Raw genomic sequence first — 17,149 nt, forward strand, 5'->3', positions numbered from 1 at the left:
AGGAGACAGCGATGACAAGCACATTGTTTGACAGACCGCTCTTCGTTAAGCGGGGCCACCACATTCAGGAAGTGGCAAGCCTGGAAGACGTATTTGACCTGCTTGACGAATGGCCGGCCGAAAAACGAGGCATGCCCTACGAGGTTCTCGTGAAAGCCTGCCGCCTGGCAGCACAAGGGATTTTCCCGTTGAACTCCCTTCGTGAAAATGTTCGGCGGTATCTCATCAAGGAACGGGCTCTGGCAAACATCGACGAACTCCCCCTGGTCACAGGGAGGGTCGTCCCCCGCAGCTTAACCTCCTAGATAGCGCCAATGCACAAATGTCGGGCCGGAGAATCCAAAATCGGTCACCGTTTACCTGTTGACAGGCTGGGGCTGGCTATCGTTGGCCAGCACGAGACTTGCCGGTATGTCCGGCCCCTCGTTTCCCGATAGGATGGCCGAGATGTAATTCAACGCGCTTTTCATGCCGTTCATCGTGTAGGGCTTTTCGATCGCGCCAAGCGCACCCACGAAATCGGGCGGCAATCGCTTGATGTTGCCTGTAACGAAGACGTAGGCAATGCCTGCAGCGGCTAAAGAGCGGCCGACTTCGATTCCCGTCAGTCCGTCCATCAGCTGAACGTCGACGAAAGCGAAATCCGGTTTTTGCGAAGCCAGCAGATCGTGCGCTTGTCTGCTATTCATCGCGATGCCCGCGACCTCGTGTCCGGCCGCTTCCACCTCGCTTTCGAGCTCCATGGCGAGCAGCATCTCGTCCTCGACGATCATGCCTTTCAATTCTCGTTCTCCTGATGTTCGTCGACCAACAGCATGACCTCGACCACTGTCCTGTCGCCTTCGATCTTGCGTTCGACGCTGGCTGCGAGTTGACGGGCCGATGCTTCCAGGAGAAGCCGCCCGAACTCGGCGGCTTCCGCATCCGGCTCGACGGGAGTCGCCGTGTCCTCGACCCGGATCACAAAGTGGCCGTGCATGCGGTTTACGACGACGTGGATCGCACCGCCGCCGTCGCTGAGACCCCTGTTGACCGCGTCCCCTACGAGCTCGTTGACGATCAGCGACAGTGGTGTCGCCTTGACGGCCGGAACGAGGAGCGGTGCTAGGTCGAGCGTCAGCCGGATGTCATTGCGTCCGACGCCGCTGACAAGATCCGTGACCAGCTCGCGGATGAAATCCGCGACGTCGAACCGGGCAATGTCGTCGAGGGTGAAAAGTTTTCGCTGCACGGTACTCAACGCTTCCACCCTGTTGAGCACCGACATCAGCGTCTGCTTCTTGACCGCGTCCTTCGTGAACCGCGCCTGCAGTTTGACGATCGACGCCATGGTCAGGAGATTGTTTTTGACCCGATGGTCGACTTCGTGGATGAGAAGGGTCTTTGCCAAAAGGGCTGACTTCAGTTCCGCCGTATTCTTTGCAACTGCCTCTTCCGCCTGATGTCGGGCCAATGCAAGTTCCGCTTCACGGCTTTTGACGGTTGTGAAATCCAGCTGCGAGGCGAAAAAGTAGACGATCCTTCCCTCGTCATCGCGCACCGGACTGATGAAAAGCGCGTTCCAGAACGTGCTGCCGTCTTTTCGGTAGTTGAGGATGTCCACAGAGATGTCTTGGCCTCGTGTGACACTGTCGCGAATGTGACCTACGGTCCGCCTGTCTGTCTCCGGCCCCTGGAGCAGGCGGCAGTTGCGGCCGATGAGCTCATCATTCGAGTAGCCCGTCATTTTTTCGAAAGCCGCGTTGCAGAAGATGATGGGATTATCATGCTGAGCGGGATCAGTGACGATCATCGGCATGCGCGTCGCCTTGAATGCCGCCGCGAAGGGATCTTCCTTCACGTGCCCAGCAATCAGCCGGTCGCCGGCGCGACGAGCCTCTTTGTGATGTCGATCGGTATCCTGCATGCGATATTGATCTAGGTTTGGGAGACTTGACCTAGTGCTTTCCCCTACGGAGTCTAGTGGATCCGCCTCGGTTTTTTTAATTCGACCTCAATCCACGATCGCGTCAAGGGACATGTCTCCTGGCCGGTTTTGGTCCCTTTCCGCCGTTGACTTGCTGCCCGCGAACTTTCAAAAATGAGGAAAAGACCGAGGCGCGTTTCATGCACGAAATTAATCCCGCTGTGCCCGATCAGGGTGAATTGGCAGCGCTCATCCGCCGCTATGATTGGGCAAACACCAGCCTCGGGCCGGTTTCGTCCTGGCCGATCCAGCTCAGATGCGCGGTTGATATCGCGCTTCCCTCGCGCGCCCAGATCGTCATGTTCTGCGGCCCCGAGTTCATCGCCATATACAATGACGCCTATGCACCGACGATTGGAGCAAAGCATCCGGCGGCGCTGGGAAAGCCGGCAAAAGAAAACTGGGCCGAGCTGTGGGATGATCTGGAGCCGCTGCTGCGCAAGGTCTTGGAGACCGGCGAGACTGTCTCCGCCAAGGACAGGCCTTTCTATATCGAGCGGCATCACAAGCCGGAAACGGTTTATTTCGATATTTCCTATTCGCCGGTATTCGATGAAAACGGCAGGGTCCTGGCGGTCTTTTGCATCGTCAGCGAAACGACGGGTCGGGTCGGCTACGAGGCAAAGCTCAAACGCCTGGCATCAATCATTTCCTCCTCCGAAGACGCAATCCTCGGTATCGATCTCGCCATGATGGTGACCGACTGGAACGATGGAGCCGAAAAGCTCTACGGCTATTCATCCAGCGAAATTCTCGGCCGGTCGGTGACGGTTCTTATTCCAGATAATCGCGTGGATGAGGAGGCGCGCATCATCGCGCGCATCAAGGCCGGCGAGCGTATCGAGACCCACGAGACGGTCAGGCGCCATAGGAGCGGAAAACTCCTGGACGTCTCCCTTACGGTATCTCCGATCTATGACACAGAGGGACGCATCGTTGGCGCCTCGAAAATCGCGAGAGATATTACGGCGCGCAAGGAAGCGGAGCGGGTGCAGGAGGTTCTGATCGGCGAGTTGAACCATAGGGTCAAGAATATCTTGGCGACGGTTGCGGCAATCGCTCGTCAGACATTTGCGGGAGCGCCGGATGTCGAGGTGGCGAGGGCAGCTTTCGACGCCAGGCTCCAAAACCTGGCGAGAGCGCATGACTTGCTCACCCATGGCAATTGGGAGGCGGCAAGCCTTGGAAAGGTGGTCTCCGAGGCGATGTCGGCGTATCCGGCGGAGCGTCTCGACATCAGCGGGCCGGATATCAGTATCTCGCCCAAAGCAGTGGTCGCGCTGGCGCTCATTGTACATGAGCTGGCCACCAATGCCGCCAAATACGGTGCCTTGTCAGCCGAGTCCGGCAAAATCGCAGTGTCATGGAAATTGGAAGGTTCACCCGACCCGTCACTGATACTGCTGTGGAGTGAAAGCGGCGGGCCCCCGGTTAAGCCTCCCTTACGGCGGGGGTTCGGGTCGCGCTTGATCGAGGCGATGTCCTCGGGACAGCTCAAGGGCCGTGCAGAACTTGCTTACGACGACGGTGGCCTGCGTTGCCTGATCAGCGCGCCTCTGGATGTGGAATGGGCGGACACCGATCACGAGGTTGCGGCCTCTGCTTAAAACGATGCGTCCGGTGGCCAGGGGCTCCCGTGTTGCCGTTGACTCTGGGACTGGCGCTTATCGCGCCTCGGGCTTTACGCCTTGAAGTCCCGACCGGGCGCAATCGCACAGGGGAACCCGCGACTTCTGCAAGATCGACTATTACGATCGCGACAAGGAGCATGGCTTGCCCAGATCCGACCCTTTCTGCCGTTACCTGCCGGGTTCTGACCGTGACGTGCGCTGATGAATACTGACTCTCCTCAAGCAAAACGGCCGCGGCCGGCTTGTACCCGCTAAATCGAGCCGAGGCTCGCCTTCATTCCGGCTCGCGGCATTCGCTGAAATAGAGGCTCCGAGAGCGCGTGCGCGGTCTCTCGGCAGCGTGGGGGCGGCCATCTCTCGCATGAACTCTTCCGAGCCTTTTGCGTTGTGATACCTCCTGCCCGCAACTCGGATAGCCAAGAGGCAAGATGAAACTCCCCGTCCTTTTTCCCGCAGAACGCCTTCAACAAATCCTCAACAGCGCCATTGATACCGGGATCATTACGCTCGACGTCGATGGCAATATCACCAGTTGGAGCAAAGGCGCCGAGAGGCTGCTCGGGTGGTCGCAGGAGGAGATGCTTGGAAAGACGCTGATCGAAATCTTCGCAAGTGATGAGGGCGCCCTCGATATGCTGACAGCTGAGCTCGCCGATGCTCGCCTGAATGGCAAAGGAGGAGGCGAAGGCTGGCGGATGCGAAAAGATGGGGGACGGATCTGGGCCGTTGGAGAAACGACTCCGCTCTTCGGTGATGGACAAGAGCTGGTCGGGTTCGTGAAGATCCTGAGGGATCGCACCGAGCAGCGGCAAATCGAGATCGCCCTTCGAGAACGCACCCGGGCTCTGGAGATCCTCAATCGTGCCGGCGCCAACCTTGCACGCGAGAACGATCTGGAGAAGGTCGTTCAGCTGGTGACCGACGCAGGCGTCGAGCTGACTGGTGCGCAGTTCGGCGCGTTCTTTTACAACGTCATCAACAAGGCCGGCGAGAGCTATATGCTCTACACACTCTCAGGCGTCCCGCGCGAAGCGTTTTCGAAGTTCCCCATGCCTCGCAACACGGAAGTCTTTGCGCCGACGTTCCTGGGCCAAGGGATTTTGCGCTCTGACGACATCACGAAAGATCGCCGCTACGGAAAAAATGCTCCCCGCCACGGTATGCCCGAGGGCCATCTTCCGGTACGGAGCTACTTGGCGGTACCGGTTATTTCCCGAACAGGAGAGGTCATTGGGGGTCTCTTCTTCGGCCATGAGAACGTCGGGGTATTTGACGAAGAATCCGAGAAGGGGCTGGCGGGCTTGGCCGGAGAGGCAGCAGTCGCCATCGACAATGCTCGGCTGTTCGATGCCGCACAGCGCGAATTACTGGAGCGGGGGCGGGCCGAGGAGGCTCTAAGGGAGCTGAACGGCAATCTGGAACATCTTGTCAGGCAAAAAACGGATGAGCTTGGTCGCAACGCCGATGCTTTGCGCCAGGCCCAGAAGATGGAAGCGGTCGGCCAGCTGACGGGTGGCGTCGCCCACGACTTCAACAACCTCTTGCAGGTGATCGTTGGCAACTTGGACACGCTGATGCGAACTTTGCCGCCTGAAGCTGGCCGCCTGCGGCGAGCGGCCTCACAGGCGATGAACGGTGCGCGGCGCGCAGCCTCGCTGACCCAGAGACTTCTGGCTTTCGCTCGCCGGCAGGCGCTTGACCCGAAGCCCGTTGACGCGAATGCCCTCATACGTGGCATGTCGGAATTGCTTCACCGTACGATCGGAGAGATCTACCAAATCGAAGTGGTGCTAGCCGGTGGCCTTTGGAGGACAGAAGCGGACCCGAATGAGCTTGAAAGCGCCTTGCTCAACTTGGCGATCAACGCACGCGATGCGATGCCCGATGGCGGCAAACTGACGGTCGAGACCTTCAACGCTCACCTCGACGAAGCGTACGCCGCGATGCATGCCGAAGTCATTCCCGGCCAGTATACCGCGATCAGCGTTTCCGATACCGGTACGGGCATGGACGCCGAAACCCTTTCTCGCGTTTTTGAACCGTTCTTCACAACCAAGGATCAGGGCAAAGGCACAGGCCTCGGGCTTAGTCAGGTCTACGGCTTTGTCAAACAGTCAAAAGGTCATGTGAAGATTTACTCAGAGGTCGGAGAAGGCACGACGGTCAAAATCTATCTCCCCAGGTTGTCGGCCGAAGGCGCGGAGGAGGAGGTGGCCGAGAGCGCACCGATCCCGGAGGCGGCGGACGGCGAAGTCATCCTCGTCGTCGAGGATGATCCGGATGTGCGGGCATATTCGGTAGAATCGCTGCGCGAGCTGGGTTACCAAATATTGGAAGCGAAGGACGGCCCTACTGCCCTCCAACTGCTGGCGGCTCACGGACCGGTCAATCTGATCTTCACCGATGTTGTCCTTCCCGGGGGGATGAGCGGTGCGGACGTCGTGGCTAAAGCAAGAGAACTGTATCCAGACATGAAAGCGCTGTTCACCACCGGCTATTCTCGCAATGCCATCGTGCATCATGGCCGCCTGGATAAAGGCGTCCATCTTCTGACAAAGCCGTTCTCGTTCGAAGACCTGGCGGTACGGATAAGGGACGTTCTTGACCTCTGAAATAGAGCTTCGGTTGGCCGGCGCTCTCGCGCAGCAGAGAGCCGAACCTTCGTCCGACGCAACCGTCCAGTGGCTTGCCGCCGGCAGACAGCGGTCGGCCAAGCGGCAAATCCTGCTCCGCGCAGATTGGGAAACCGTTATCTGGCAAGCTCAGACGGCTGACCATCCGCAAACCGAAGGCCGAACGGGACGACGCCTGATGCGCGACGCCCGCAACAGGCCATCGCGGCCGTTCATGCAGAGCACGAGAGCGATTGTCCTTCGGGCAAGCAGTACCCAAAACACGTGCCGCCAATCGCGATGCCCTTCCCGCTCATCTTCCTCGTCATCGTGCCGGAAAGCCACACCTGCTGTGCGGTGATGGCTGATATGCCTTCGCGGGTCTTATGCTTTTTTCGTTTCCGGCCGGCTATTTCGCCAAATATTGATCCAGCGCTCGGTGTCCGCGCCCGGAAAGGACGTCAATGTGAGGCCGAAAGTCTGTCGATGAGCCATTCTCGTGCGTAGGCGTTGGTGATTTTGGCGATAGCCGTCGGAAGCCGATTGAAACCATGCGGCCCGGCCGGAACGATGCTTAACGATGCGTTTCCGTTTGCGTCTTGCCAAGTGCGGAACATCTGAATGCTGTCATCGACAATGGGATCGAGCTCGCCCGCGATGAACAGAGCCGGCGGGAGGCCTTCGAGCTGCGCATGTAATGGCCCATCCCGTTCATTCCAGGGCAAACTGGGACGCAACCTTTGAAGATTTCGAAGAGCAGCGGGAGCGTCCACTATGAGGGAGGCGCTATCGGCGCTCCTGAGGCTGCGCGATCCCTTGAAATCAAACGCGCCGCATGTCGAGATAAATCCCGAGAATGCTTCGACCAGCCCCCGGTCCCGCAGACGCAGCAAGGCCTGGGCAGCAAGGTGAGCCCCAGATGACTCACCGCCCAGAACAATCCGTCCGACACCGAGATCTGACAGGTTCCGGACCACCCAGTTCAGAGCGATCTCACAGTCGTCTATGGCAAGATCGACGCGATCATCGAGGGCGTTGTGAAAATCGACAGCGACAGCGATGAGTTGGCACTCTTTAGCGACACGTGACGTGATGCCATCATCGAGGCGGGCATTGCCGAGCACCCACGCGCCACCGTGAAAGTGTACATAAACACCTCTTGGCGCTCCATCGGGCAGGAGAAACCGCAAGCCGACGCGACGTTCGCCAGCCGCAATGCTTCTGCTGTAAACGCGGCAGTCGTGAAACAGGCGCGATGGAAAGACGGATTGCAGCCCCAAGACTATGGCGTTGGCGACTTTCGCATTCCACCTGCGATCGGTGTGGTATCGTGGAAGTAGCTCTAGAAGCGCGTTCAGCCGCTGAGCGCGGGTGAGGTGTTTTCCTTCAAGGCAGCCGATCAAGTCGCAGGGGCGCGAGCTCATCCCGCTACGCGTTCATCAGGCATAGGCGGTCCCACTTCGTCAATGTCTACCGGTTGGGGAGGTGGCGCGCCTGCATCACAGCCATGGAACTGTACAGCTACGCCATGATCGCCAAGGCGGTCCTGCATTATGCCGGCCATCACGTTGAGAGAAGCCTCGATGCCATACCTGGCCTCGAAACTGCGACACGCTGCCTTGAGTGCTCTGGCATCAGCGTTCATAATCTCATGCCGTCAGGACGACCTTGATGCAGTTGTCCTTCCTGTCCCTGAAAGTCTCGTAGAGAGCCGGGCCGTCTTCGAGCTTCGCCCGATGCGTGATGATAAAGCTCGGATCGATCTCGCCTTCCTCGATGCGGCGAAGCAACGAGTGAATAGCGGTTGACATGGGTCTGACCGGTGCGGATCGTCAGTGCCTTGTTCATTGCGGCGCCAAAAGCAATCTTTTCGAGGAAACCGCCATCGAAGAAGAATGAGCGTGGAAGCTCCGCGTTCCAGCCCGTTTGGGAACAGTGCGGAAGCGTACAGGCAATCTTCCGGACGGAAACGGCTAACGTTTCACCAGAGCCAGGTTCTCGCTTCGGAAGCCTCCAACGCCGATCTCGGACCTGCGGTATGAAAGTATCTATTGCTGAGCTGCTTCGAACATCATCCGAAAGATGGCGAAGACACATAGTAGACAGACCAGCCAGGGGAAGGCCGAGTTCAGAAACAGAAGTGCCAGCTTTCTCATGTGGCCGTGGACGTAGTCTTCGATGATCGTCCGCATCCCGATATCCATGTGGACGGCGCTGAAGAAAATGAAGGCGGGGAGGGCGGGGGCCAATCCAGAAGCTGCCGATCGAAGCAACGACAAAGTCGCGATCTCGTCCAAACAGATAGCTCCAGACGCGCTTTCCTCAGTCGGCGCAATATCGTCGGTCTCAAGTGACAGCTGGACAACCATCAGGACCTCCTTCGTGAGCGCAACGAACTCCCCGACGAGGGCGAATTCCCTGCTCATTCTTCGAAAGATGCAAACAGGAGGGAACCTGATCGGCTGTCGCTTGTTCGCGGGCTTCACAACGAAGGAGAGTCCCATGTTCTACACTGACGGTAAGCTGCAATATCCTGTCCGGGTTGAGAACCCCGATCCCCTGTTCGCGCGCGCCTTGCAGCAGGCGATCGGCGGCGTGGAGGGCGAGATCCGCGTGGCGATGCAATATTTCTTTCAGGCATGCGGCGCTCGCGGCAATCCAAAGTTCCGCGACCTGTTGATGAACACCGCTGCGGAAGAGCTCGGGCATATCGAAATGCTCGCGACCGCGGTTGCCATGAACCTCGAGGGCGCGCCGCTCAAACTCAAAGAGGAAATCGCCGCCGATCCGATCGGGGGAGCCGTCCTTGGCGGCATCAACCTCAAGAACCTGCTTTCTGCCGGACTTTCGGCGATGCCCGTCGATTCCGACGGCGTGCCGTTCGACATGTCGCATATCTATGCCAGCGGTAACATTGCCGCGGATATGACCGCCAACGTAACTGCCGAATCGACCGGGCGGGTGCTGGCCGTCCGCCTTTTCAACATGACGAACGATCCTGGCATGAAGGATATGTTATCCTTTCTGATCGCCCGCGATACCATGCACCAGAACCAGTGGCTAGCCGCTCTCGAGGAATTGGGCGGGACATCGAGTGTATTCCCGATCCCAAACAGCTTTCCGCAAGAGCAGGAAAAGCCGGAATTCAGCTATACCTTCCTCGGCTTTCAAGCCGACGGCAGCGATCCGGTCGCCGGCCGGTGGTCACAGGGTTCCTCTATTGATGGAAAGGGTGAATTCAATTCCATGCCTATGACGGCAGCGCTTGGACAGAAACCGGTCCTGGGTCCGGCAAAACCGAACAGCGGTGCTCAGACGGAGCAGCTTTGAGCAATAACAGACGCCGGCAGATTGCCGGCGTCTGTCGATTGCAGAGCGATGAGCAACGCGGCACCCCTGCGCGCGTTTGGTTGGGCACTAAGCGTGAAGCGCGGGAACTCGCAAGCCCGACAGAGGTTCGTGGGGAAAATATAAATGAGGTCTCCCATGAATGAGGTTATCGACGTCGATTTCTGCGTCACCTGGCAATCGCCTGTCTTCGTCCGGATCGGTAACGGCATGCGGGAACGTCTCGACGGCCCCGATGCGGCATTGGCGGCGCTTCTCCATCGCTGGCCATCAAGCTATGACCCGGAATACGACGTTGCTAAGCGCCGATGTGTCGATGCGATCGCAAGTCACGGCAGCCCGGAGCTTGCCCGCAGTGCGTTCGTAGAAGCGGCGGTCGCTGCCAAGGTGCTCGCATGACAGGCTTGGAGAGGCGACCCATACGAAGCTTCCCGCTTTCCGCCGGGCTGCTTCTGGGCTTGGGACTAGGAGGTTTCTTTGATGGAATCGTCCTCCACCAGCTTCTGCAATGGCATCACATGCTCAGCTCATGGTATCCAATCACCACGATCGAGAACCTCGAACTGAACACCTTCTGGGACGGCGTCTTCCATTCCGGTACATACGTCTTTGTGCTCGCCGGGCTCTTCATCCTGCGGCGGTGCGGCCGCCTCAGCCATTTCCGCTGGTCGACGGGCGATCTCGTCGCCACCATGCTTATCGGCTTCGGAGCGTTCAACCTCATCGAAGGCGTCATCGACCACCATGTCCTCGGCCTGCATCACGTCAATGAAATGGTTCCCCGCGGGCAGTGGCTCTCTTGGGACCTCGGCTTCCTTGCCTGGGGAGCGGCGATGGCAGGCGTCGGGTTGCTGATCATGAGGCGGCTCCATGGCTGAGATGCTGCGCGAACTCCGTACGGCGGCGATCTGGGCGGCCTTCGGCCTTGGCCTCCTTTTCGCGACGCGACCAGTGTGGTCGTTTCTCCTGTTCGGCCCCAGCATTACGCTCGAAGACCTGCTTTCATTGCGCTGCCTCGGGCTCCCGACATGACCGGTCGGTTGAATAAGCGATATCCCGCGAAGAAGTCGAAAGAGTTTGCGCTGAACGTAAATGAAGATCGACCTAGCATCGGTGCGGCATGCCGCTCCTCCCGGCATGTCGTCATCATCGGCGGCGGGTTTCGGCGGTCTCGCGTGCGCAATCGAGCTCGGTAACGCTCAAGGATATCGACGTCACGCTCATTGACCGACGCAACCGTAATCTGTTTCAGCCTCTCCTTTATCAGGTCGCCACTGCAGCCCCGTCGCCGGCCGACATCTCGGAGCCCAATCGTAAGACGCTTGCACGTTTCAAAAACTTCAACATGATCATGGCTGAGGTGGTCGGCGTCGACCCATCCTCGCGCAGCGTATTGCTGTCTGATGGCGGCTCGCTGTCCTACGACCAGCTCGTCATCGCGACAGGTTCTGACTACAACTATTTTGGACACGATGTTTTGGCGGACGTTCGCGCTGGCCTCAAGAGCACTCATGAGGCTTCTAGTAGGTCAGTGACGCCAAGCGGCGGAACTTCCATACCTCGTCTATGTTTTATGGACATGAGCAACACAGAGCAAAGAGCCACGAAAGGCATGGTGAAACTCGGTCTGACTATCTTCGTCGTCGCGGTAATCATTGCGGTGGCGAATTTGGCATTCTTCACGCCGGGAAAATTCTAGTCCGACGCTGCGACAGCGGCCCACAACAGCAGCACTCACCCGGCGCGGGCGGAAACGGCTTTGCCTCCTACTGGAGCAGGCGAGATGAGCGATAACTTCAGCGCGAAAGAGACCTTGGCTATATATGGCGAGTGCGCGACCACGATCACATTCGTTCGAGGTGGCTTTTTCACTTTTCACCGAGGAAAAGACGTTTCCGACAATGCAGGATGCAATCGATTACCTTAAGGCATTGGACGCTGCCCCACTTGGCGTCGTTCTCCACATCCGCGTCCACGGGCGCAACATTCCATTCGGCCGGGATAACGTTTCGAAGCTGATGCGGGAGCTTTGAGTAGATGCCGGTCCTGTTTCCGGTAGGACATGATCCGGGGGGCTGCCTTGCGTAACTCGTTCGCTGCTTAGCTGTTGCAAGCGGGGTTCGGCTTCACGTGCTCTTTCTCTTGCGGCCACTCCGAAGACAAGGAATGCAAGCTCGCTACCAGCCAATATAGCTGAAATCGCGAGGCCCAAATCTATGGCCGATCGCATTCTGCGAGATCTACGTTGCATTGCTAATCCGCCCTAGCTCGACTTCCGCGAGTGGAACGACGGACGTCCGACAGTTCGCCCTGCTAGCGACAGCTATTCCACCTGGAGCGATCCCGCGAGAGCTCGGTCATTGCTAATTTCGGTACGGTTTTGGACCGTGCGGTTGGGTTTTGGAACCCAGTCACCATTCGGTTGTTGAGTTCAGCGCTACATGGAGATCCTCATGTCTCAATCTGATCACCCGCGCAGCCCAATGAACTTCCAGTATCCTGGTGAGCAGACCCGCGGCGACCCTACAATGGGCATGATCAATGCCGAATTGGCTGACAAAGGCTTTCTCGTCACTAATACGGATGAGTTGATCACCTGGGCCAGAACCGGCTCGTTAATGTGGATGACGTTCGGCCTTGCATGCTGCGCCATCGAGATGATGCAAATGTCGATGCCGCGCTACGACGTCGAGAGGTTTGGTGTTGCTCCGCGCGGCAGCCCAAGGCAGTCGGATTTGATGATCGTTTCGGGGACGCTCTGCAACAAGATGGCACCAGCGCTTCGCAAGGTTTACGACCAGATGCCCGAGCCGCGATACGTAATCTCGATGGGCTCTTGTGCCAATGGCGGCGGATACTATCACTACTCCTATTCCGTCGTGCGTGGCTGCGACCGGATCGTTCCCGTGGATATCTACGTTCCAGGCTGCCCACCAACGGCTGAAGCATTGCTCTATGGCATCTTGCTCCTGCAGAGAAAAATCAGGCGTAACGGCACGATCGAGCGATAGATACGACCATTCCTATTGCCGCACCTCGGTTTGCCGCGGCGGCTGAGCCCGACCCGAAACTACTCCAATTTGAAGTCATTGGCTTCTCAGCTGTGGGCGACTTTCAACGAGTTCGCGCTCGAGGATCTGAAAGAAATTTTGGGGGACGAATGCAGGACTCGCCGCCCGCCGTCAATGACAACGTTGCGTGATCGCGCTGCCGTCGGTGTTAGGCACGGGCCGGGCTTTCTTACGAATTGCCGCAGCGGTAGCGCCGACGAGACGCTCGACGGGACCGCGTGCGAGCGTGTAAGCCACCTGTCCGGCACGGGCCGGCCAACCCACGGCGACCTCGTCGCGCGGTATAAGAGCAAGGCCGACGATGGTTTCGGCCTCATCTTCAGGATCGTACAGGAAGGGGGCGGCTCGACAGCATGGCCAGTGTAGTTCGCGCCGCGCTCGATAATCAGCGTGTCGATGACGGCGGGAAAGACGCCGCAGACGTGAATGTCGGGCATGCCAACCAGCTCCTGTCTCAGGCTGGCGGCAAAACCTCTCAGCCCGAATTTGCTGGCCGTGTAGGATGCGGCAAAGGGGTTCGGAACCCACGCTGCCATGGAGACGACATTGATCAGGGTTCCTCGGTTCTGTCGCATGAAGATCGGCAACACGGCGTAAGCACCGGACATCGCGCCAAGCAGATTTACCTCGATCGTCTTGCGATGCAGTTCGAGTGGCGCGTCGTGGTATGAGCCTGCGACGCCAGTGCCAGCATTGTTGATCCACACGTCAATCCCGCCGAACGCGACTTCGGCGGCATCGGCCAGCGCTGCCACTGCATCAGCATCCGTGACATCCATCGGCACCGCGATTGCTTGAACACCCAGCGACTGACATTCACGAGCCACTTGCTGCAAGACATCTGCACGGCGCGCCGCAAGGCAGACAGGAGCGCCACGTCTGGCGAAGGCGAGCGCTGTCGCACGCCCAATCCCGCTCGATGCGCCGGTGATGACGACAGATGATCCGCCAAGGTTCTGCACGCTTTTGACTCCCACCTATTTTACAGTATCCGACCGTTTCCAAGAACCCTGTCGCCGGCCTGTGGTTCCGATCTTCGACTACGCGCTGCCGAAGGTCTTCCATTGGCCGATCATCCGGAGGAACAATGTGTAGTGCCACTCCGCGAATCCCTCGGAATGGCGACTACCTTGTCCTTCACTGTTCTCGTTCCCGTTCGATGGCGAGACGGCGCCGGAGCCGATCAAAGCTACAACGTCGCGAGCTAAAGACCGTGGCTGCGTGCGTTATCGTACTGGAACGGCTGTTACCTGGCTTGGTTCGGCTGCCATTGGAGGATGCATGCAATACCAAGAGGCAATTCCATCGCTGACCGATGCGGTGGCGAGACGGCAGGCGATCCTATTCGTTGGAGCCGGGGTTTCCATGAGCGTTGGTCTTCCGTCATGGGCAAGCCTGATTGCTCATATGCAGTCAGACCTTGGAATCGACTGTTCGACCAACGATTGTCATCGAAGCTCGTACCAGGAGATTGCCGAGTTCTATCGTCTCAAGCATGGCTCGATTTGTCCGCTCGTCGAGTGGATGAGCCAAGAGTGGCGAGTCGATCCTGATCGTCTGCGAAAATCGCATCTGCACCGCCTGATCGTGGATGCCGATTTCCCGTTGATCTACACCACCAACTACGATGCTAACCTCGAAGCGGCCTATGAGGCGTTCGGCAAACCATACGTTAAGATAACAGGTGCCGCGGATCTGGCCGCAGCTTTGCCGGGCCTCACCCAGATCATCAAGTTCCACGGTGACTTTTCCAATCCTGACAGTCTCGTCATCACTGAATCTGACTATTTCGACCGGCTGTCGTTTGACGCTCCGATGGACATAAAGTTCAGGGGTGACGCATTTGCCTCGACGCTTCTTTTTGTCGGCTACAGCATGACGGATCTGAACATCCGCTTCCTGCTCCACCGGTTATGGAAGACGTGGCGCGATACCGGCCAGGAGCGGGCGCGGCCCCCACTCTACATCGTGATGCACGACGCCGACGATGTGCAGAAGCATGTTCTGGACCGATGGGGCGTTACGGTAATCGAAGGAAAGGGTGAAAACGCTGAAGAGTCTCTTTTGCTGTTTCTACAGGAGTTGAAAAACTCTTTTGCGGATCAGAGGGCGTCGTGTCGATCAGCGGAAGCTTTGCCTTTCAGCCGAGCTTCGAGACGAGTGAAACCCGACAAACGGGTCTCCGATGAGCCTCCTACCTATTCGACAGCCTCTTCGCTGCAAGGAGCATCTGTCGCGGCTTTCGATGAGGCCCCGAAAACATGACTGGCGAGCCAGAAATCGACCTCGACGCGATAGCCTTCCCCATCGCATGGGTTCTTCATGAGGTCAGCACTTGAGGGCGAGCCGGATCTGGAGGATTGCGGTGCGCCTGATCGGGTGCGGCCTGATGGGTCTGGTTATCGTCGTGATCATGTCGCCCGAATTGGCCGCGCCTCTGTTCGCGACGAGCAGTTCATCCGATGCCAGTGCCACATACGCGCCATTGCAGTTCGCGATATCGCAATCGGCTTGGCTAGTGATGGGGCCTTCCCTTTCGGTTGCCGGGGCAACCGTTTCTATTGCCACGATCAGCCTTATTCGATGCGGGGATCTTGTTCTTGTCTGGCTTGCGGAAGGTGGGCTGCATTCGCTTCTCCCTCAGGACACGTTCGGTGCAATTACAGCTGAGATTCGAGAGGTAGCCACTTGATCAGCCAGGCTGTCACGCGCCGAGCGATCCCGGCATCCGGCTCGGTCTGGAGGAGCTTATCTTCCCCGTCGACGACTTTCAGCCACCGCACGGATCCCTTTTCGAGCCTGACGGGATAGCTTAGATCCGTCTTGGTCTCCTCGGCGAAAATCGCGTCCATTCGCTCGACAAGCTGCGGTGAATCGAACAGGACGCCCATCTCGGTGTTTAAGGATTCCGACCTCGGATCGAGATTGAGAGATCCGATGAAGCCATACTTGCCATCCCTGGCGAAGGCCTTCGTGTGAAGGCTGGCCTGCTTGGAACCACGTAAGGAAAAGGATCCCATGTCGGCAATCGATTTCAGCTCGTAGAGCGCGATGCCGGCTTTCAGTAGGGCGGGGCGGTAGCGCGAATAGCCCGCGTGAACTGCTGCGACGTCAGTGGCTGCAAGCGAGTTTGTCAGGACGGAAACCTCGATGCCTTTGTCGCGAAGCTTCGTGAGCGCCCTAACGCCGCGTTCGCCGGGGATGAAGTAAGGCGAGGTGATGTGGATGAACTCGGTCGTGCCGGTGATGACCGGGAGCAGCGTTTCCATCAACATGTTCTGCCCGCTGCGGATCTTCCCACCGGCTTTTTCGGGGGGATCGGCCAGGACGTCGAGTTTGTCGAGCCAAATGTATCCGTCTTCAGCGATAACGTCCTTTAAGGATGTCTGATCGCGAACTCGATCCAGATATGGCTGGGCACGCTGCTCGAAAGTGAGGGAGTCCATATTGTGTCGGAGCTTCGTCAGCTTGTTAGGTCGACGTGCAAGCAGGGAGCGCACAGGCACGGCAACCGAACTGTTCCAGTACTCGTCGAACAGACGCTCTGTCTTCGCAACGGCTTGACCGACCATCACGAGATCGAAGTCCCTGAAGTTCGCGTCCTCGCCGGCATCGAAATAGGGATCGCCGATATTGCGTCCCCCGACAATCGCGATCCGGCCGTCGGCAACCCAAGCCTTGTTGTGCATGCGACGGTTGACGCTTCGAAAGCGCAAGGCCATCTCGATGCCGCGGCGCAGGATATTCTCGCGTGCCTTCGTGGGATTGAAAAGCCGCAGCTCGACATTGGGATGGCAGTCGATCGCATAGAAGATCTTGTCGGACATGGAGACGCCGATATCGTCGAGAAGGATCCTCACACGCACGCCACGGTCAGCGGCCGCGATGACTTCCCGCATGATCAGCATCCCGGTCAGGTCCGCGTTCCACATATAATACATGAGGTCGAGGCTGCGCCCGGCTGAACGGGCAGCGAGAAGCCGGGCCGCGAACGCTTCTTGATTGGAGGTGACAAGAGCGAGACCGCTTGCCGCCTTCCGCTCGTGGCAAAGCCTTACGCCATATCGGTCAAGCTCGGTGTCTGCAGCGGCAGTCTCTAGGACGTGGGAAGCTATCCGGGCACGCTTCAGGAACCCGGCATAGCGTGATGCTGCCAGAGCCCACAAGGTTAGAAGCGCGATGATGGAGATGCCGAACCAAATCACACGATAACCCTGAGCCCTCGCGACCAGGAAGCAATATGCTGACTTGATCCGCCAGGGTAAAATAGGGTCTAGCGACCAGCGAGCAAGATGCCGCCTTAGAGACGCGAAGAAGGAGGCAAGACCGAAGGTCGCGCGACCGCGACAGCCTCTCATTCCACCGCAAATCGTCACTAACGAGGGCCACTCACTACCTAGCGTCGCATTCCATTCTTTTACCCTATCAGTCACGCTCCCATTTTACTTTGGGGCTCCACGACCGCGAAGCCTGCCACGAGTAGTTTCTTCCGATCTCTTCTCCATCGTCCGACAGATATTA

General features: G+C 58.3%; 15 protein-coding genes and 2 pseudogenes. 10 read left to right on the forward strand and 7 right to left on the reverse strand.

From position 1 onward, the window contains the following. The first annotated feature begins 11 nt into the window (after window positions 1–11). A complete protein-coding gene (locus OLZ32_RS26830; RefSeq protein ID WP_003548624.1) occupies window positions 12–305 on the forward strand; it encodes a DUF982 domain-containing protein in 294 nt (97 codons plus the stop codon). Between the two features lie 51 nt (window positions 306–356). Here the strand turns inward: OLZ32_RS26830 and OLZ32_RS26835 are convergent, their stop codons facing one another. After that, window positions 357–782 carry a response regulator gene (locus OLZ32_RS26835; protein WP_264423570.1) on the reverse strand — a complete coding sequence of 142 codons (426 nt, stop codon included), beginning with the start codon at window positions 780–782 and terminating at the stop codon, window positions 357–359. Next, window positions 779–1,906: a PAS domain-containing protein gene (locus tag OLZ32_RS26840; protein ID WP_264423572.1), complete on the reverse strand. Its 1,128-nt coding sequence runs from the start codon at window positions 1,904–1,906 to the stop codon at window positions 779–781. Before OLZ32_RS26840 ends, OLZ32_RS26835 begins: the two co-directional genes overlap by 4 nt. 200 nt (window positions 1,907–2,106) lie before the next feature. On the opposite strand from OLZ32_RS26840, the gene OLZ32_RS26845 reads away from it, so the two are divergent. Beyond that, complete coding sequence (locus OLZ32_RS26845; RefSeq protein WP_264423574.1) at window positions 2,107–3,573, forward strand: PAS domain S-box protein; 1,467 nt, start codon at window positions 2,107–2,109, stop codon at window positions 3,571–3,573. A 452-nt stretch (window positions 3,574–4,025) separates the two neighbouring features. Further along, window positions 4,026–6,209: an ATP-binding protein gene (locus OLZ32_RS26850; protein WP_264423576.1), complete on the forward strand. Its 2,184-nt coding sequence runs from the start codon at window positions 4,026–4,028 to the stop codon at window positions 6,207–6,209. 461 nt (window positions 6,210–6,670) lie between these two features. Here the strand turns inward: OLZ32_RS26850 and OLZ32_RS26855 are convergent, their stop codons facing one another. From OLZ32_RS26855 to OLZ32_RS26865, 3 genes and pseudogenes are all read right to left on the reverse strand, one after another. Further along, complete coding sequence (locus tag OLZ32_RS26855) at window positions 6,671–7,612, reverse strand: alpha/beta hydrolase (RefSeq protein WP_264423578.1); 942 nt, start codon at window positions 7,610–7,612, stop codon at window positions 6,671–6,673. Window positions 7,613–7,858: 246 nt separating this feature from the next. Continuing rightward, window positions 7,859–8,093, reverse strand: a pseudogene (locus OLZ32_RS26860) (glutathione-dependent formaldehyde dehydrogenase); the annotation flags it as partial. Window positions 8,094–8,257: 164 nt separating this feature from the next. After that, window positions 8,258–8,578 (reverse strand): succinate dehydrogenase, hydrophobic membrane anchor protein, encoded by a 321-nt coding sequence (locus OLZ32_RS26865; protein WP_264423789.1) that lies wholly within the window; start codon window positions 8,576–8,578, stop codon window positions 8,258–8,260. A gap of 133 nt (window positions 8,579–8,711) precedes the next feature. Between OLZ32_RS26865 and OLZ32_RS26870 the strand changes: the two genes are divergently transcribed. From OLZ32_RS26870 to OLZ32_RS26895, 6 genes are all read left to right on the forward strand, one after another. Continuing rightward, the gene (locus OLZ32_RS26870) at window positions 8,712–9,539 is read left to right on the forward strand and encodes a manganese catalase family protein (RefSeq protein WP_264423766.1); all 828 of its coding nucleotides are present in this window, start codon (window positions 8,712–8,714) and stop codon (window positions 9,537–9,539) included. 156 nt (window positions 9,540–9,695) lie between these two features. Then, complete coding sequence (locus tag OLZ32_RS26875; RefSeq protein ID WP_264423580.1) at window positions 9,696–9,956, forward strand: DUF982 domain-containing protein; 261 nt, start codon at window positions 9,696–9,698, stop codon at window positions 9,954–9,956. Beyond that, window positions 9,953–10,435 (forward strand): DUF2243 domain-containing protein, encoded by a 483-nt coding sequence (locus tag OLZ32_RS26880; RefSeq protein WP_264423582.1) that lies wholly within the window; start codon window positions 9,953–9,955, stop codon window positions 10,433–10,435. The genes OLZ32_RS26875 and OLZ32_RS26880 overlap by 4 nt, the downstream gene beginning before the upstream one ends. Next, window positions 10,428–10,589, forward strand: a complete 162-nt coding sequence (locus OLZ32_RS26885; RefSeq protein WP_017991784.1) for a hypothetical protein — start codon at window positions 10,428–10,430, stop codon at window positions 10,587–10,589. Before OLZ32_RS26880 ends, OLZ32_RS26885 begins: the two co-directional genes overlap by 8 nt. An 88-nt stretch (window positions 10,590–10,677) precedes the next feature. After that, window positions 10,678–11,256, forward strand: coding sequence for an FAD-dependent oxidoreductase (locus tag OLZ32_RS26890; protein ID WP_264423585.1), 579 nt, complete (start codon window positions 10,678–10,680; stop codon window positions 11,254–11,256). A gap of 784 nt (window positions 11,257–12,040) precedes the next feature. After that, window positions 12,041–12,568: a NuoB/complex I 20 kDa subunit family protein gene (locus OLZ32_RS26895; RefSeq protein WP_264423768.1), complete on the forward strand. Its 528-nt coding sequence runs from the start codon at window positions 12,041–12,043 to the stop codon at window positions 12,566–12,568. Window positions 12,569–12,654: 86 nt separating this feature from the next. Here the strand turns inward: OLZ32_RS26895 and OLZ32_RS26900 are convergent, their stop codons facing one another. Beyond that, complete coding sequence (locus OLZ32_RS26900) at window positions 12,655–13,590, reverse strand: SDR family NAD(P)-dependent oxidoreductase (protein ID WP_319641139.1); 936 nt, start codon at window positions 13,588–13,590, stop codon at window positions 12,655–12,657. 319 nt (window positions 13,591–13,909) lie between these two features. Here OLZ32_RS26900 and OLZ32_RS26905 point away from each other — a divergent pair. After that, window positions 13,910–14,716: pseudogene (locus OLZ32_RS26905) on the forward strand (SIR2 family protein); the annotation flags it as partial. Between the two features lie 572 nt (window positions 14,717–15,288). On the opposite strand, the gene OLZ32_RS26910 reads toward OLZ32_RS26905, so the two are convergent. Continuing rightward, window positions 15,289–16,833: a phospholipase D family protein gene (locus tag OLZ32_RS26910; protein WP_264423587.1), complete on the reverse strand. Its 1,545-nt coding sequence runs from the start codon at window positions 16,831–16,833 to the stop codon at window positions 15,289–15,291. Between the last annotated feature and the right edge of the window lie 316 nt (window positions 16,834–17,149).

The sequence above is a fragment of the Rhizobium acaciae genome (genome assembly GCF_025941625.1).
In the GTDB taxonomy this organism is placed as follows: Bacteria; Pseudomonadota; Alphaproteobacteria; order Rhizobiales; family Rhizobiaceae; genus Rhizobium; species Rhizobium acaciae.

Excerpts from the sequence above, each read along its gene's own strand:
- OLZ32_RS26850 (WP_264423576.1), top strand. The coding sequence starts at position 4,026 with ATGAAACTCCCCGTCCTTTTTCCCGCAGAACGCCTTCAACAAATCCTC.
- OLZ32_RS26870 (WP_264423766.1), top strand. The coding sequence starts at position 8,712 with ATGTTCTACACTGACGGTAAGCTGCAATATCCTGTCCGGGTTGAGAAC.
- OLZ32_RS26885 (WP_017991784.1), top strand. The coding sequence starts at position 10,428 with ATGGCTGAGATGCTGCGCGAACTCCGTACGGCGGCGATCTGGGCGGCC.
- OLZ32_RS26865 (WP_264423789.1), bottom strand. The coding sequence starts at position 8,578 with ATGGTTGTCCAGCTGTCACTTGAGACCGACGATATTGCGCCGACTGAG.
- OLZ32_RS26890 (WP_264423585.1), top strand. The coding sequence starts at position 10,678 with ATGCCGCTCCTCCCGGCATGTCGTCATCATCGGCGGCGGGTTTCGGCG.
- OLZ32_RS26830 (WP_003548624.1), top strand. The coding sequence starts at position 12 with ATGACAAGCACATTGTTTGACAGACCGCTCTTCGTTAAGCGGGGCCAC.
- OLZ32_RS26895 (WP_264423768.1), top strand. The coding sequence starts at position 12,041 with ATGAACTTCCAGTATCCTGGTGAGCAGACCCGCGGCGACCCTACAATG.
- OLZ32_RS26875 (WP_264423580.1), top strand. The coding sequence starts at position 9,696 with ATGAATGAGGTTATCGACGTCGATTTCTGCGTCACCTGGCAATCGCCT.
- OLZ32_RS26845 (WP_264423574.1), top strand. The coding sequence starts at position 2,107 with ATGCACGAAATTAATCCCGCTGTGCCCGATCAGGGTGAATTGGCAGCG.
- OLZ32_RS26840 (WP_264423572.1), bottom strand. The coding sequence starts at position 1,906 with ATGCAGGATACCGATCGACATCACAAAGAGGCTCGTCGCGCCGGCGAC.
- OLZ32_RS26880 (WP_264423582.1), top strand. The coding sequence starts at position 9,953 with ATGACAGGCTTGGAGAGGCGACCCATACGAAGCTTCCCGCTTTCCGCC.